We start from the raw sequence: 16301 nt of genomic DNA, 5'->3' as shown, positions 1-16301 counted from the left end.
CCACAAATAAGAAAAACTTAAGGTTTCTTTTAAGGCGTTTTATGAACCTGTCCGGCTCGGGACGTTATCGTAGAGTGGCAAGAACATTTAACGATAACAAGGAGGTTCGTGCGAGATGGAACAACAACTACACCAAGCCGAACAACATATAGGCAGTCATTCGAAAGGTAACGTCGTGCAAGCAGCTCGTTCTGAGATCCACCAAGGGCATCTGGTCTTAATTAATCGCGAGAACCCGATCCAGCAGGTGATTTCCACCGGCAGCCTGCTGCCGCTTAGCTCGTTCCCGGCTATTCATACCCTGAGCGACAATATGCTGCTGGAACGGACTTGCTTGCAGCATTTGAATGATTTGCTTGAGGCTTGCGAAGGGGTACACGATATTATCGCGGTCAGCGGGTATCGGAGCCGATTGGAGCAGGAGATGATTTATCAATCCTCGCTAGTCGAGAATGGCGCCGAATACACGGCCTGTTACGTGGCGTTGCCCAATCAGAGCGAGCATCAGACGGGACTTGCTATCGACGTCGGCAAGAGGAACAAGGATGACAAGGACGTGAATTTCATTGCGCCGTCTTTTCCGGACAGTGGCGTTTATCTGACCTTCAAGCAGCTAGCTGCCCGGTACGGGTTCATTCAACGCTACAAGGAAGGCAAGGAAGCGATTACGCATATATCTTGCGAGCCGTGGCATTTCCGTTATGTCGGTTATCCCCACGCTGCAATCATGGAGCGGAACGATTGGTGCTTGGAGGAATACATCGATCAGCTTCGAAGTTTCCCGTACGAAGAGGATCATCTTGTATTCGAGGACGAGCATGCTTGCGTTTCGATTTATTATGTACCGGCGGCGGGTGAGGGTACGACGACTAATACCACCGACATTCCCGTTGTACCTTGCGATCACTACACGGTATCGGGTAATAACAGCGATGGGTTTATTGTGACCGCATACCGGGATAAAGGAAGTCAAGCTAATGTCTAAACCAAATTTCGGCGGGCTCGATTGGCTTAAATTCATTGTCGCGATTATGGTCGTTGCCAATCATACAGGGCCGTTTCTGTCCTACAGCACCACGGCTGATTTTGTTCTAAGCAATTTGCTTACTCGCATAGCCGTTCCGGTTTTCTTCATGACAGCCGGGTTTTTATTCTACCGCAAACTAACCGGGGACCCGGCGAAGGATCGCAAAGCGCTGTACAGTTACATGCGGAGGACCGGTAAGTTATATCTGATTGCGATCGTGCTGTACATTCCGCTGAATGTGTATAAAGGTTATTTTTCGGATTCCTTTACCGTTTATTCGTTGATCAAGGACATTGTGTTTGATGGCACATTCTATCACCTGTGGTATTTGCCGGCCTTAATGTTAGGGTTGTTAATTACTTACGTCCTGTATCAGATGAAGTCCATGAACGCTATGCTGGCTATCGCAGGCGGCTTGTACATCGTGGGATTGCTGGGGGACAGCTACTATGGAATTCTGCCAAGCGGTAGTGTAATCACTCAAATGTATGCAGGTATGTTCAATGTGTTCGATTATACGCGTAATGGGTTCTTCTATGCTCCTATCTTCCTGGCGCTCGGCGCTTGGGCAGCCAAGCAGCCGGCTTCCGCCAAATCGCCGATTGCCAATGCAACCTTGTTTGCGTGTTCGCTCGGCTTGATGGTTCTGGAAGGATCGGTTCTGCGCGCCTTTGATATTCCGCGGCATGACAGCATGTATATCTTTGCGCTGCCCGCCACGTATTTCTTGTTCCATTGGGCCATGCAGTGGAAGATCCAGTCGAGCAAAACGTTCCGAGAGTGGCGCGTATGGGTTTACATTCTTCATCCGATTGCGATTGTGCTCGTTCGCGGAGCAGCAGAGGCAGTGCACTTGGAACGACTGTTTATCGCGAACAGCTTGCTCCATTTTGTCGCTGTGTGCCTGGTCTCGGTCGGGATGTCCGCCGTTACGGTCTGGGTAGTGGACAACAAACGAAGAAGGAAACTACGGCCAAGACGTTACGCACTGGAGCAATCGTAATGGGCTTGACTACAAATAAGAAATTTTTAAGGAATCCTTTATGGCGTGTTATAAACCTCCTCGGCCCGGGGCGTTATCTTAGAGATAGAGCAACGGACAAGAACCTAGGAGGCATTACAAATGAAAACCAAGTTGTACTTACTATACGGCGGTAAATCCGTCGAGCACGACGTGTCATTGAAAACGGCAGTTACGGTCCTGCTTTCCATAGATGAAAGCCGCTTTGAAGTGTATCCCATCTATATTACGCGCGATGGCTTATGGTGTTCGCCAGGACATCTTTCCAAGGAAGGTTTAACGATTGAGCGGCTAATCGCGCGGCCCGATTCGAAAGACGCAGCCGACTCGATCGGTCGACTATTAACAGGCATGCTGGCATTGCCCGGCCCTAAAGTCGTCATGCCGCTTCTGCACGGCCCCAACGGGGAGGACGGCACGGTACAAGGCTTGATGGAGCTGCTGAATATTCCCTACGTTGGGAATGGCGTGCTCTCAGCTGCCCTTACGCTGGATAAGGCGATGTCGAAACAGATATTGGCCCAAGCCGACATTCACCAAACGGAATACGTAGTATGCCGCTATGAGGAATGGAAATCGGATGAGAAGGCGATCCTCTCGGGCGTGGAGGAGAGCATTGGTTATCCCTGTTATGTGAAGCCGGCTTCTCTCGGATCGAGCATCGGCATCAGCAGATGCACAAACCGAAATGAGCTGCTGGCCGGTATTCTGGAGGCTTTCTCTTATGATAAGAAGCTCGTGTTCGAACGCGAGGTGGCCGGCAGGGAAATTCAAGTGGCGGTTATCGGCAACGAAAGGCCGCTTGCTTCGCTGCCTGGAGAATTTATCCACGAGCATCGATTCTTCGATTACGAATCCAAGTATTTCGATAAGCAGCTTCGCATGTCCATTCCGGCCGAGCTGCCGAACGGCTTGACCGAGCGAATCCGCGAGCTGGCGATCCGAGCTTATCAAGCTCATGGCTGCGAGGGCCTTGCCCGCGTCGACTTCTTCCTGAACAGTGACGGCGATCTGTTCCTTAACGAGATTAATGCTTTGCCCGGATTCACGAACTTCAGCATGTATCCGGTGATGTGGGAACGTACCGACGGAACGACCTATGCGGAGCTGGTCGAGAAATTGATCGGCCACGCGATTGCCAGGCACGAGAACAAACAAACGATTCGTTATTCCAAATAAAGCGAGGCGGAAGGAATGCTAAGAGATACATGGGCTGAAATTAGTGTAAGCCGCATTCGCGAGAATATGCAGACCATTCGCCGCTCCTTACATCCTTCCGTCAAGCTGATGGCCGTCGTGAAGGCGAACGGCTATGGACATGGCGACCTTGAGTCAGCAGCGGCGGCGGAATCGGCAGGGGTGGATTATCTGGCCGTCGCCTACCTTGAGGAAGCACTGCATTTGCGAGCTAGCGGCATCCAATTGCCGATTCTAATCTTGACTCCAATCAAGCCGGAGCTGGTACCAATGGCGCTCGAGCATGAGTTCACGTTAACCGTAACGAGTGCCAAATGGTTTGCGGAGCTGCGGAAATCCATCCCTTACGCCGCTTCGGGAAAGCTTCGCATTCATGTCAAGATGGATACGGGCTTAGGGCGGATCGGAATTCGAACGCGGCAAGAATGGGAGGAGCTTGTTCCTTGGCTTCGCGCGGAGGATGTCGAGGTCGACGGCTTCTATACGCATTTCGCGACGGCAGGGCAGGCGGACACCGACTTTCTGGAGCAGCAAGTTGCACGCTTCCTCGAAATGAAGGAGTGGGGACGCTCGTCCGGCTTAGCGATTAGTCATTATCATTGTGCAGGCAGCGCCGCGGCACTACGGTTTCCGCAGCTGGCGATGGATATGGTGCGGATCGGCGCAGCGATGTACGGCTTCTATCCGGAGAAGCTCGTACGCTCCGTGAAGCTCGAGCCGGCATTAAGCCTGCACAGCCGTTTGATCCAGGTGAAGAAGCTGGCCAAAGGCGAGTACCTCGGCTACGACAATTCGTACCAAGCCGAAGCAGACGAGTGGATTGGAACCGTGCCGATCGGCTATGCGGATGGTTGGAATCAGCGGATGCAAGGTACGGACGTGCTGGTTGAAGGCCGGCGTGCTCCAATTGTCGGTAAGATCTGCATGGATCAGCTGATGATTAGGCTTCCTCGTCCTTGTCCGGAAGGTACCCAGGTAACTTTGATAGGACGGCAAGGAGCCGAACGCATTACGATCGCAGAGCTCGCCGAACCGCTCGGCTGCGCGCAGCAGGAGATATCCACATCTCTATCTGCTCGCGTCACGAGAACATACATCGAATATGAGGAGACACGAGCGCTGACAATAGCGGACAACGTAACATTCGGTCTTTGGCAGGAACACTTCAGCTCCGGTCGCGATGAATGTTCTCTGTGTAACCTTTAAAAATAATTTAGATAGTTACTTGTATTCATCTCCTTCACATGATATAGTACGTCTTGTAACTGGTTAAGTTTATTTGAGTAGTTACAAATGTGGTGTGGAAAACGTGTAAATGATTCTCCCGTGATTTCAAGCCTGCGAAGCCGGGCTGCGCGTAGTTAATCACAAGCTAATTTACATCAAGTCACTGCGCTGGTTTGCTCGGCCACCCACAAACTCTAAATCAGAAGGAGATTAACAACATGACTAATCCACAAAGTATTCGTCCGTTTCACGTAAACGTTCCGGAAGCGGAACTCACTGAATTGCGCAATCGTATTCTCGCTACAAGATGGCCGGAGAAAGAAACCGTTTCGGATCAATCGCAAGGCACGCAGCTTGAGACCATGCAAGAGCTTGCTCGTTATTGGGCGAATGAATACGACTGGCGCAAGATTGAAGCGAAGATTAACGCCGTGCCGCATTTTCTTACGGAGATCGACGGTCTTGACATCCACTTCATCCACGTTCGCTCGAAGCATGAGAATGCGATGCCGATTCTAATTGCACACGGATGGCCGGGCTCGATTATCGAGCAGATGAAGCTGATCGAACCACTGACTAATCCTACGGAGCATGGCGGAAATGCATCGGATGCTTTCCATGTTGTTATTCCGTCGATGCCTGGATACGGGTACTCGGGTAAGCCGACGACGACAGGCTGGGATCCGGAACGCATCGCGCGCGCTTATGCTGAACTGATGACTCGTCTTGGCTATGAGAAATACGCAGCGCAAGGCGGCGATTGGGGCGCGATTGTGGTTGATGCCATGGGCGTACAAGAGCCTAAAGGCTTGCTTGGTATTCACACCAATATGCCTAAGGTAATTCCGGCCGACGTTGATGCGGCGATTTGGACCGGCAACCCGCTGCCGGCCGGTCTTTCTGACGAAGAAATCAAAGCGGTCGAGCAAGTGCGCGAGAATAAATTTTATTACGCGTTCATCATGGGTACGCGTCCGCAGACGCTGACTGGACTAGTGGATTCGCCTGTCGGTTTGGCAGCCTTTATGCTGGACCACGACTGGAAGAGCCTTGCCTTGATTACGAGATCCTTCTCCGGCATCCAAGAAGGCTTGTCGCGCGATGACGTCCTCGATAACATCACGCTCTTCTGGTTCACGAACTCGGCGATTTCGGCGGCACGTATTTACTGGGAGAACAAGTCATCCTTCTTCGCTGTCCAAGGCGTCAAGCTTCCGGTTGCCGTTAGCGTATTCCCGGACGAACTCTTCGAAGCGCCGAAGAGCTGGACAGAGAAAGCTTATCCGAACCTGATTCACTACAACAGACTTCCTAAGGGCGGACATTTCGCAGCCTGGGAGCAGCCAGAATACATGACCGAAGAAATCCGCACAGGATTAAGGTCGCTGCGTTAATCTAAAATACATGTTGATGTAAGGAGCCTGCCGTAAGGGGGCTCCTTTTTGCGTGCTGCTTTATTCGTTCATAGGACAATGCGATATGGTTAGACTAACAATGGGGAAATGACGTCTAACTTGCCTATTTTTCAAGATGCAGCAGACGAGAAGGGGTCATGGGATAGTGGGATCGATGATGCTGAAAGCTACAACGAATCGCGTGTGGAAGAAAACGGTCTCGCTGAGAGGGCTTTTCGGCTTGAAACTCGTTTATGATCTCGTTCTGACGGGGCTGTTTTATTTTGAACATTCGGTTGCGATCTTCTGGAAGCTGACTTTTCTTGTGTTTTCCATACTGGTGTTTCTGTTCGTTAATTACTTCTATACCAGCATGAAGAAGCATTGGCTGTTGTACCTTTTGGTCATTGATTTCTTGGTATCTGCTTCTTATGGCTATATCTACATCGGGGGTAGAATTCCCAATCATCTGTTTAATGGCATTACGGCTTTAGCCATCTTCATGTTTATCAAGAATACCCGAGTGCTTATCGCATCCTGCGTGCTCTTGCTATTCCTTTATTTAGCGACGATGTGCACCATTGATTGGACGTTGTATCGGCAACTTGATCCATCCGGCTATTATATTTCCTCTTCGTTTATCGTGTTTGCGTGCATTGTGAGCTTTATGGTTCATTCTTATAAAAAGTCCAGCACGGATACGATGCAGCTCTACGATCAATTAAAGCAATCACATGAGCAACTGCGGGGGTATGCGAATCAAGCGGAGGAGTGGGCAGCGACAAGGGAAAGAGTGAGAATGACACGGGAAATTCATGATACGGTCGGTCATAAACTGACGGCCTTGTTGGTTCACATGCAAGTGGCTCGAAAGCTAAGCAAGCTGGATGCTTTACGCAGTGAGCAAACCTATTTGGAATGCGAAGGTTTAGTGAGGTCTGCTCTGCAAGAGGTGCGACTTTCCGTAAGGGCAATAAGAGACGACGCCCATACATCAGCCCCTTTGCACGAAAACCTTGCCCGCTTATCGGAGGAATTTACTAAGTTTACCGAGGTTCATACAGTGCTGGAAGTCGAAGGGATGCCCGTCGACATTCCCATCGATCTTCGATTAACGGCCTATCGCATCGCGCAGGAATCGCTTACCAATGCTCAGAAGCATGGCCATGCGACTCGTATCGTGATTGTGCTCGTTTATGCCGAAGCCCTATTTCGTCTAATTATTCGTAATAATGGAGAATTGCCTGTCGAGCTAAAACCGGGGTTTGGATTGATGAATGTACAAGAAAGGGTGCGGGAGTGGGGCGGAGAGGTTCATTTCAGGATGGAGCAAGAGTCAGGATTTGCCGTTGAAGTACAGTTTCCTTACGTTAGAACGGAAGTGGAGGGGGAGCATTGAAAATCCTCATTGTCGACGATCAACGGCTGATGAGAGAGGGTCTAGCGACCATCATTGGCTTGGAGCCGGGGATGGAAGTGGTTGGGACAGCGGAAGATGGCCGAGATGCCTATGCCAAAGTAGTCGAATGGCAGCCTGACGTCGTGTTGATGGATATTCGAATGCCGGGCATGGATGGCGTGGAAGGAACAGAGTTGATTCTGAAGCACTTTCCGAAGACGAAGGTGCTGATTCTGACCACTTTCGATGACGCGGAACTCATTATGACCGTCTTGGGGAAAGGGGTACACGGTTATTTATTGAAAGACATGCCGTCGGAGGCCATTATCAGTGCGATCCAATCGGTGTACAACGGAGGAACGGTGCTTCAACACGATATCACCGCCTTGCTGCTCAAGGAATTGAAGAAAATGTCGGATATGAATCCGAATCAAGTCCACCCATTAAGTAAAGAGGAGCCGGCCGAGCTGAGTCTGCTGACCGAACGAGAGAAAGAAGTGATTGCCTTGCTGGGCCAAGGATGCAATAACAAAGAAATCGCCGATTCCCTGTATCTTACGGAAGGTACGGTGAAGAATCACGTTTCCAATCTGATTGCGAAGCTCGGACTGCGCGATCGAACACAAGTTGCCCTATTTGCAGTGCGTCATTTCGAACCGTGAAGAGGCATGACTTTTGGCATGAGGCATGAAATTATGCATGGTTTGCAATCGGATCCGGCAGTTATCGACGTACAAAGTTCGTGACTTTCCACAGATTTGCTCGTGCACGATTGTTGCTATAATTCCGGCAGGGATACCGATGGCGCTGAAATAGGAGATCGATCAGTAAAGAATGAGGGGAAAGAAGGGAACGAATGAAGAAGGGCTGGTTTGAACTAGACAATTACAGGCACGAAAATGATTATATCCAAGATTCCTCTAAGATGTGGAGAATCAACATTTATTCCTATGAAGGCGAAGACGAATCGACGCCGGATGTCACCTTGAACTTGAATACGACGAGTGAAAACGGCAACGGTTATTGCTTGGTGGAATTATCGATTACCTATGTTGGCCGCTCAATCATGTTCGATGAGGTCATTGCATTGGTCAAACGGTTGGATGAGATCAGCATCAATGATGACTCGGTTAGTTTGACCGAGCACTTGGTCGTTTGCCGCGAGTTTTTTGATTGCGGAAGGATGCTCCCCCTGTCACATAGGGCAGTGCAGTCTCACTAGAGGGGGACTGCTTTTTTTATCCACTCGACCAAATATCCAATCTTTACAATATAGATAGTTACTTGCTTTTTGAATGTGGCCATGATATATTGTAACCAGTAAAACTAATATAGATAGTTACTAACTTACTTGGAGGAGGATATTGAATATGTTTAAAAAAATAATCACTTGGTCTCTTCTCGTTGCTCTTGTTGGCGGATCTATTTATGAAATGAATTGCTTCTTGAACTATTAAGATAACTAATGAGGAAATGGCTCCGGACCTACGGGAGGGAAGCTGCCCGATGAGAGAAGAATTCGCTCTTCGCCAATTGAACAAACATATAAAGAAATTCATTCGCGTCCTCAACCAATGTCCGCCGGAGAAGCGAGTCCTCATACCGGAAGGCTTTATAAACAATATTCACTGGCATTTGGGACATGTTCTGGTCGTCACGCATTATGATGTACTGGTTCTTTCGGAACAGCAGGACAACCTGCCGGGCCGCTATCAAGAATTCTTCGCTTATGGTACTAAGCCTGCGGATTGGCAGGGAGAACCGCCTGAGTGGGATGAATTGGTCACCAAGCTGAAAGAATTAAACAAGCATATTAGAGAGACGTTGAAAGATCGCTTGAATGAACCCATCAGAGAGAACGTTCTTCACGCCGAGAACATCGGCGAGTTAATCTATTTGACCGCGCTTCATATGCATTACCATCAAGGCGTTGTGTACGGCATGCTTCAGTCGTTACAGGCAGCTTCGACTGCTGCGCCTCAAGAGTAAAGCCATTTGGATGAATAAATGCGAGGGAGATGACGAAATGAAAACGAATGCTAAACCAGGTGCAGCTATGAATTTCTCCAAAGAAGAGAAGTTAAAAGAATTGACTAAGCTCCAATATGACGTAACCCAGCGTGGTATAGACGAGCGACCGTTCGCTAACGAGTACTGGAATAATGAAGAGGAAGGCATTTACGTAGATGTCGTTTCCGGCGAGCCTTTATTCAGCTCCAAAGACAAATATGATGCTTGTACAGGCTGGCCAAGCTTCTCCAAGCCTCTGGAAGCTGATAATGTCGTACTGAAACGGAAAGGTTTCTTCTCTGGAACAGAGGTCAGAAGCCGGAACGCGGATTCCTTCTTAGGTGATGTGTTTAACGATGGGCCAACGTCAACGGGACTGAGGTTCTGTATGAACTCTGCGGCGATGAAATTCATCCCGAAAGCCGACCTAGAGAAAAGCGGCTACGGTGCCTATGCCAAACTGTTTGAATAATTGATTAAAGACGACCTAAATTCCGTGTTAAGGAATAAGGTCGTCTTCTTTGTCTTAAACTAACATCCCCGCGGCATTCGAGCGGGCCTCTAGGTTACCGTGCGAGTGGCGTAGCCGCGAGCACCAGGTAACTCATCTCTTCCTCGCGCCAACCGTAAAGTGTGTCCCGAATGGGACGAAAACGAGGACTTGCACGCACTATCACCCAAGCGCCTCTGAAGCGGACCACGTTATCATGGTCCCGTAAGGGACACCAGGTAGCTAAAACCCGCCCAAAGTTAAGCGTGTCCCGAATGGGACGAAAGCGATCATACGCATAAATGAATCTCGCGAGCGCTCCTCTGTAGCACATACGTTAGTCAAATTCCGGGTGTCCAGAGGGACGGGTCCCTCGGGGTCCCCCTTTTAGGGGGATTTAGGGGGTTATTAAGGTGTTGACATTACCTCAAAAATAAGATATCTTTAATTCAAGATAATTAAATCAAAGACATCTGAGGGAGGTGAACGCTAATGTCATTCCAACTCGATGACGACCAAGCGGTCTCGCTTAAAACTTTCGTCGTACTTTCCAAATCATTCCGAACGTTGATGGACCGTGCTGTCAAAGACATGAAGCAATACGAGCTGTCATCCTCCGAATTTACGATACTTGAGGTGCTCTACACAAAGGGAAGAATTCCGCTCCAGCAAATCGGGGAGAAAATTCTGGTTACCAGTGGAAGCATCACGTACAACATCGATAAACTGGAGAAGAAAGGGCTGCTCAAGCGAGTTCCATGTGAAGACGATCGCAGAGTCATCTTTGCGGAAATCACACAAGCGGGTAACGATCTGTTTGATGACATTTTTCCCAAGCATGCCGCTTCCATACACCAGATGTCACAAAGTTTATCCCATGAAGAGAAGTTAACCCTTATTGAGCTGCTCAAGAAATTAGGGAAAGGCGTAGATAGTTAGACGTTCTGAGCACCATTTTTTTTGCTAAATATCTTAAATCAAAGATTATTAAAACCGAAATATAAATGGAGGTTGAACTACATGTTAGCATTAGGATTGTTAATTATTCGCGTAGTAATTGGTTTGTTGTTTATCGGACATGGCGCACAGAAGTTGTTTGGTTGGTTTGGCGGTTACGGTCCGAAGGGAACCGGCGGTTGGATGGAATCGATCGGCATGAAGCCCGGCGTCCTGATGGCTGTGGCAGCAGGTCTTATGGAATTAGTCGGCGGGGCACTCTTCGCAGCAGGTTTGTTCACACCGCTGGCAGCCGCGTTGATTGCACTGACGATGCTTGGAGCAATCGTTAAGGTACACGGGAAGAACGGAATTTGGGTTACGGCGAACGGTTATGAATATCCGCTTGTAGCACTTGCAGTCGTGATCGGAGTAGCTTTTGCAGGAGCAGGTTCGTATTCGCTGGACGCCCTGTTGTTTAACTAATACGCAGGTCGAATATCTTTAATCAAAGACTATTAAAATAAAACTATGTGGAGGTAAGTTAGAAATGTTAGCATTAGGATTCTTGATTATTCGTGTAGTGATTGGTTTGTTGTTTATCGGACATGGTGCACAGAAATTGTTTGGCTGGTTCGGCGGTTACGGTCCGAAGGGAACCGGCGGTTGGATGGAATCGATCGGCATGAAACCCGGCGTCCTGATGGCTGTTGCAGCAGGTCTCATGGAATTCGTCGGCGGGGCACTCTTCGCAGCAGGCTTGTTCATGCCACTGGCAGCCATACTCATTACATTGACGATGCTTGGAGCAATCGTTAAAGTGCATGGCAAGAATGGGCTATGGGTAACGGCAAACGGTTATGAATACCCGCTTGCTATCATCGCCGTCGTGATCGGTTTAGCTTTCGCCGGAGCAGGTTCTTATTCGCTGGATGCCCTGTTTAACTAATCGCTCACCTCATTATTTTCGAGCGAATAGCGGAATACTAACTGCAATAACTAAGGATTGTGCACGTCATTACAAATTAATCGAAGTGGGAGTGATTGTTTATGTCATTACAAACAGCCGGTATTCACCATATTACAGCCTTTGCAAGAGATCCGCAGGCAAACGTCGACTTCTACGCAGGTATCCTTGGCCTGCGTCTTGTGAAACAGACGATTAACTTCGATGCTCCGGATGTGTATCATCTGTACTTCGGCGACAAAGCCGGTACTCCGGGCACGATCATCACCTTCTTCCCATGGCCGAATTCCCGCAAAGGCAAAGTTGGCGGCGGGCAAGTGGGGATTACCACTTATGTAGTTCCTGTAGGGGCGTTCAGCTTCTGGGAAGATCGCCTGAAAAGCTTCGGTATCGCGACGACAACCGTTACGCGATTCAACGAGACCTATCTGCAATTCTCGGATAATGAAGGGCTGCTGCTTGAGATCGTGGAGCGTGAAGCGGGAGCAAACAGCGAATGGTCCTTTGGCGGCGTTACTACGGATAAAGCGATCAAAGGTTTTGGCGGAGCGGTACTGTTTAGTACGAAATCGGCGCAAACGAGGCATGCCCTTGAGCATATCATGGGTATGACCAAAATCGGCGAGGATCAAGGGTATGCACGCTTCCAAGCCTCTGCGGATCTCGGCAACTTGATCGACGTACCCGTAGCGGATATGGAGTGGGGCGCAGGTGGCGCAGGTACTGTGCACCATATTGCATGGAGAGCGAAGGATTATGAAGAGCACGCGCAGTGGCAGACGGAAGTGCTGAATTCCGGTTATCAACCGACTCAGATTATCGATCGTCAGTACTTTAACGCGATTTACTTCCGGGAAGCCGGCGGCATACTGTTCGAGATCGCTACGGATCCACCGGGATTCGCGAATGATGAATCCGCGGATGCGCTGGGTGAGAAGCTGCAGCTGCCATCGTGGTACGAACCGAAACGCGAGCAAATTCAAGCCAATCTGCATCCGATCCGGGTTCGTGAGTTGGAGGCGAAAAAATCATGAAGCATATATTCGAACAGGGCACATCTTCTAGTGCGCCAACATTAGTGCTGCTGCACGGTACAGGCGGAACGGAGAGAGATCTGATTACGCTTGGACAACGGATCTCTCCGGGTTCTTCGCTGCTAAGCATTCGCGGTAACATCCTGGAGAATGGCATGCCGCGCTTCTTCCGGCGCTTGGCCGAAGGTATCTTCGATGAAGAGGATCTTGTGTTCCGGACGAAGGAGCTTTACGACTTCCTGGATGAAGCCGCAGCTCAATACGGCATTGATCGCCGCAATTTCGTAGCAGTCGGATACTCGAATGGCGCTAACATCGCCGGAAGCCTTCTGTTCCATTATTCGGATGCTTTCAAAGGCGCGATCCTGCATCATCCGATGGTTCCGCTGCGAGGACTTGCGCTGCCTGACTTGTCAGGCACTCCGATCTTCATCGGTGCCGGAACGAATGACCCGATCTGCTCGGCGAGCGAAACCGAGGAATTGCAGCAGCTGCTCGGAGGAACAGGAGCCGATGTTGCCGTCCATTGGGAGAACTACGGTCACCAGTTGACCGCTTCCGAAGTGAATGCGGCCACGAAATGGTTTCAAGTGCATTTTCCGGCATGAGGAACGACATGATCTCCATCGATCCGGCAGCGCAAGGCGATCGAGATAATTATAAGCTCCTGATCGGCAGCGTCGTTCCGCGGCCCATCGCGTTTGTGACCACGCTATCGAAGCAAGGAGTGTTGAACGGCGCACCATTCAGCTATTTCTCCATCGTTTCCAGCAATCCACCGCTGTTATCGGTAGCTGTTCAGCGTAAGAATGGCGTGATGAAGGATACAGCACGAAATGCCGTTGCAACGGGAGAGCTTGTGATTCATATCGTGGATGAGACCAATGTGGCTGCCATTAATGAAACTGCAGCGAATTTGCCTCCGGATGAAAGTGAGATTACAATTGCAGGGCTCACGGCAACGGAGAGTGAAAAGGTTAACGTACCGGGTATTGCAGAGTCCAAAATCAGAATGGAATGCGTGCTGGAACAGGCTTTGGAGCTAGGCGGAACGGGCGGCTCACCGGGATGTGACCTGTTGATCGCGCGAGTGGTTCGTTTTCAGATCGCGAAGGAGATTCTGGAGAACGGTAGAATTGATGCGCAGAAGCTGGCGCCTGTGAGCCGAATGGCAGGCAACTTCTACTCATCGCTCGGCAGTCTGTTTGAGATTGAACGTCCGCAATAAAGGAGTGAGCCATCATACTAAATATTCTTAATCGAATTAATGAGCTGTCTAGGAAGCAGAAAGAATCGGGTTTATCGGAAGCCGAGAAAGCAGAACAAGCCGATCTGCGCCAAGAATATCTTCGTATCTTTCGCGGTTCAGTAGGCAGTCTGCTGCTGCACTCCACGATCATCGATCCGGACGGCAATGATGTTACGCCGGAGAAATTAAAGCAAGAACAGGCAAGAAGAGCAGCGCATTAATCATAGAGGGAAGCAGCGAATCGCTGCTTCCCTTATTTATTTGGGATGCTTGTGTATGAAAGCTGTGACTATTCTGTATGTTTATTATATGTTATAGGGAGAAACTCAACTATTGCATCGAATAGAACGGAGTGTATCATTCATGAGCCAGCCCGCAGAGATACCATGCGATTTGCGTCTAAATAGCCGAGAGAGCGTCCGATTCGATTGGGGTCATGTTCAGCGTTTGTCGTTGCAGGTTGCGATTACGCAAGTATCTGATGAAGAAGACTACGTGTCCATTGTTCAGCAGGACCAGGATCAAGATCAAGATCAAGATCAAGATCAAGAGCAGGGGCATAAGGAGATCATTCGCGTTTATTCCGGCACTTCGGCTGCCATACAGCAGTCTTCGATCATCGTGGAATTTCGTACAGATGCACGTCCGAATCCGTTAAGCTTATCTGTTCCGTGGGATGCAGTCGGACGCGAGGGACATTCATTATTTCTCAGCTATAACGGTCATTCCGTTCGATTCTATGTCGATGGCGTTCTGGTGGACGAAGAGTGGCCGATGGGTACGCTGCCGCTCGCGAATGTGGAAGTCAAGGTTGGAGAGTGCGGTGACAAGCTCTGTTTATGGAACAACACAATCACTCCTGAGAAACCTTCTGCGCAGCTCGAGGATCAATATCTTGGCGTGGAGCCAACGACGATTCAGTATTGGAGGCCGCGCGGACACAATACCGGAGTCGGGGATTGCATGCCTTTCTTTGATGGCGAACGCTTCCGCTTTTTTTACTTATACGATCGTAGAGGTCATGCGAGCAAATGGCGTCTTGGCGCGCATCAATGGGCTCAGATCAGTACGCATGATTTCAAAACCTGGGAGCATCATCCCATGGCCGTGGCCATTACAGCGGACTGGGAAGGCTCGATCTGCACGGGTTCAGTTATCGTGAAGGATGATACGTATTATGCTTATTATGCCGTGAGGGCTACGGATGGTTCGCCGGCCAAATTAACGTATGCCACCAGCACCGATGGATCGGAATTTCTTAAATCAGAGCAGTACATAGGGCTGTCCACTAAGTATTCGCTGGCATCCGTCCGGGACCCGCATGTGTTTCAGGATGAGGATGGCGTGTATCATATGCTGATTACAACGAGTCTGCTCGCCCCTTCCCGCAATCAGGGCTGCTTAGCCCATCTGACTTCAGAGGATCTAGTGAGCTGGACGGAGCAGGTACCGTTTATCGTACCGGGGTATCATGATGAGCCGGAATGCTCGGATTATTTTCAGTGGAATGGTTGGTATTATCTGATTTTCAGCAATGACGGCGTAGCTCGGTATCGCTATTCCCAAGAGCCGATGGGGCCGTGGCTGCGGCCGGCGATGGATGTATTCGATTGCGTGCAATGGCGCGTGCCGAAGACAGCCGCCTATCATGATGGGAGACGTGTTGTGGCGGGCTTCCTTTCCACGCCGGACAGGTACGCAGGAGAACTCGTCATTCGGGAGCTTGTGCAGCATGCTGATGGTACATTAGGGTTCAAGCCCATGCCGGAACTGGCGATGGAACCGGTTGCTGCGCATGAGATTGGCCAGGTAGCATTAACTGATTTCAACGGACTTATCTATCGCGATATTGAATTCGAGGGAGCTTCTGATTTGACCATTTCTTGTCAGGCTACCCCTGGAAACCACAACTTATATTACGGATTGTCGCTTGCCGGCCCGAATGGGTTCGAGGACGGTTATGATATTCGATTCGATCCTTCTCGCCGTAAAGTCGGCATTCATCGTGCCCATTGTTCCTCTTTGCTTGAGAATGAGGCTGCCTCGATCTATGAAGTCCAAGCCTTGCACGAAACCACCTCGATAGAGGTTGTTATCAAACAGAATTGGATCGATCTCTGCGTGAACGGCAATCGGACCTTAATTTCGAGATTTCAGAGGCAGGCTCAAGCACCGTTGAAACTGCGTTTATTCGTGCAATTCGGCAGCGTCACGTTCGATGATATTCGGATTGGGGAACTCGCATAGCCATCTGAAAGCGAAGGAACCGGTGAAGATTCATTTTGAAGTTTAAGAAATCCTTTAGGTTTTCCCCCACTTCTTCTTAACAAGTTTTCTTTATCCTTAGAAG

At 49.7% G+C, this 16301-nt stretch carries 18 protein-coding genes; all 18 read left to right on the top strand.

What is annotated here, in order from left to right; all coding sequences use genetic code 11:
• Nucleotides 1-115 precede the first annotated feature (115 nt).
• The 18 genes from BLW29_RS29835 (at nt 116) to BLW29_RS29750 (ending at nt 16198) form a co-directional block, all read left to right on the top strand.
• Complete coding sequence (locus tag BLW29_RS29835) at nt 116-985, top strand: D-alanyl-D-alanine carboxypeptidase family protein (protein WP_090986551.1); 870 nt, start codon at nt 116-118, stop codon at nt 983-985.
• On the top strand, nt 978-2030 hold the full coding sequence (locus BLW29_RS29830; protein ID WP_090986549.1) for an acyltransferase family protein: 1053 nt from the start codon (nt 978-980) through the stop codon (nt 2028-2030). Before BLW29_RS29835 ends, BLW29_RS29830 begins: the two co-directional genes overlap by 8 nt.
• A 120-nt stretch (nt 2031-2150) precedes the next feature.
• Nucleotides 2151-3227 (top strand): D-alanine--D-alanine ligase family protein, encoded by a 1077-nt coding sequence (locus BLW29_RS29825; RefSeq protein WP_090986547.1) that lies wholly within the window; start codon nt 2151-2153, stop codon nt 3225-3227.
• Between the two features lie 15 nt (nt 3228-3242).
• A complete protein-coding gene (alr, locus tag BLW29_RS29820; protein WP_090986545.1) occupies nt 3243-4451 on the top strand; it encodes an alanine racemase in 1209 nt (402 codons plus the stop codon).
• Nucleotides 4452-4690: 239 nt separating this feature from the next.
• The gene (locus tag BLW29_RS29815; RefSeq protein WP_090986543.1) at nt 4691-5866 is read left to right on the top strand and encodes an epoxide hydrolase family protein; all 1176 of its coding nucleotides are present in this window, start codon (nt 4691-4693) and stop codon (nt 5864-5866) included.
• A gap of 175 nt (nt 5867-6041) precedes the next feature.
• Nucleotides 6042-7265 (top strand): sensor histidine kinase, encoded by a 1224-nt coding sequence (locus BLW29_RS29810; protein ID WP_256209062.1) that lies wholly within the window; start codon nt 6042-6044, stop codon nt 7263-7265.
• Complete coding sequence (locus tag BLW29_RS29805) at nt 7262-7927, top strand: response regulator transcription factor (protein ID WP_090986540.1); 666 nt, start codon at nt 7262-7264, stop codon at nt 7925-7927. The genes BLW29_RS29810 and BLW29_RS29805 overlap by 4 nt, the downstream gene beginning before the upstream one ends.
• A gap of 194 nt (nt 7928-8121) precedes the next feature.
• Nucleotides 8122-8487, top strand: a complete 366-nt coding sequence (locus BLW29_RS29800) for a hypothetical protein (protein WP_090986538.1) — start codon at nt 8122-8124, stop codon at nt 8485-8487.
• 284 nt (nt 8488-8771) lie between these two features.
• Complete coding sequence (locus tag BLW29_RS29795) at nt 8772-9254, top strand: DinB family protein (RefSeq protein ID WP_177186862.1); 483 nt, start codon at nt 8772-8774, stop codon at nt 9252-9254.
• A 67-nt stretch (nt 9255-9321) separates the two neighbouring features.
• The gene (gene msrB / locus BLW29_RS29790; protein ID WP_218147148.1) at nt 9322-9747 is read left to right on the top strand and encodes a peptide-methionine (R)-S-oxide reductase MsrB; all 426 of its coding nucleotides are present in this window, start codon (nt 9322-9324) and stop codon (nt 9745-9747) included.
• Between the two features lie 510 nt (nt 9748-10257).
• A complete protein-coding gene (locus BLW29_RS29785; protein ID WP_090986532.1) occupies nt 10258-10704 on the top strand; it encodes a MarR family winged helix-turn-helix transcriptional regulator in 447 nt (148 codons plus the stop codon).
• Between the two features lie 81 nt (nt 10705-10785).
• Nucleotides 10786-11187 carry a DoxX family protein gene (locus BLW29_RS29780; RefSeq protein WP_090986530.1) on the top strand — a complete coding sequence of 134 codons (402 nt, stop codon included), beginning with the start codon at nt 10786-10788 and terminating at the stop codon, nt 11185-11187.
• Nucleotides 11188-11251: 64 nt separating this feature from the next.
• Nucleotides 11252-11650, top strand: coding sequence for a DoxX family protein (locus BLW29_RS29775; RefSeq protein ID WP_090986528.1), 399 nt, complete (start codon nt 11252-11254; stop codon nt 11648-11650).
• Between the two features lie 101 nt (nt 11651-11751).
• Nucleotides 11752-12702: a ring-cleaving dioxygenase gene (locus BLW29_RS29770; protein ID WP_090986527.1), complete on the top strand. Its 951-nt coding sequence runs from the start codon at nt 11752-11754 to the stop codon at nt 12700-12702.
• On the top strand, nt 12699-13310 hold the full coding sequence (locus BLW29_RS29765) for an alpha/beta hydrolase (protein ID WP_090986525.1): 612 nt from the start codon (nt 12699-12701) through the stop codon (nt 13308-13310). Before BLW29_RS29770 ends, BLW29_RS29765 begins: the two co-directional genes overlap by 4 nt.
• An 8-nt stretch (nt 13311-13318) precedes the next feature.
• A complete protein-coding gene (locus BLW29_RS29760; protein WP_090986523.1) occupies nt 13319-13930 on the top strand; it encodes a flavin reductase family protein in 612 nt (203 codons plus the stop codon).
• 14 nt (nt 13931-13944) lie between these two features.
• The gene (locus BLW29_RS29755) at nt 13945-14172 is read left to right on the top strand and encodes a DUF896 domain-containing protein (RefSeq protein ID WP_090986565.1); all 228 of its coding nucleotides are present in this window, start codon (nt 13945-13947) and stop codon (nt 14170-14172) included.
• Nucleotides 14173-14314: 142 nt separating this feature from the next.
• Nucleotides 14315-16198, top strand: a complete 1884-nt coding sequence (locus tag BLW29_RS29750) for a glycoside hydrolase family protein (protein ID WP_090986521.1) — start codon at nt 14315-14317, stop codon at nt 16196-16198.
• Nucleotides 16199-16301 lie beyond the last annotated feature (103 nt).

The sequence above is a fragment of the Paenibacillus sp. CF384 genome (genome assembly GCF_900106745.1).
Lineage (GTDB): Bacteria > Bacillota > Bacilli > Paenibacillales > Paenibacillaceae > Paenibacillus_Z.
The sequence above is the reverse complement of the archived record's forward strand: the minus strand, read 5'-3'. Positions and strand labels throughout refer to the sequence as shown.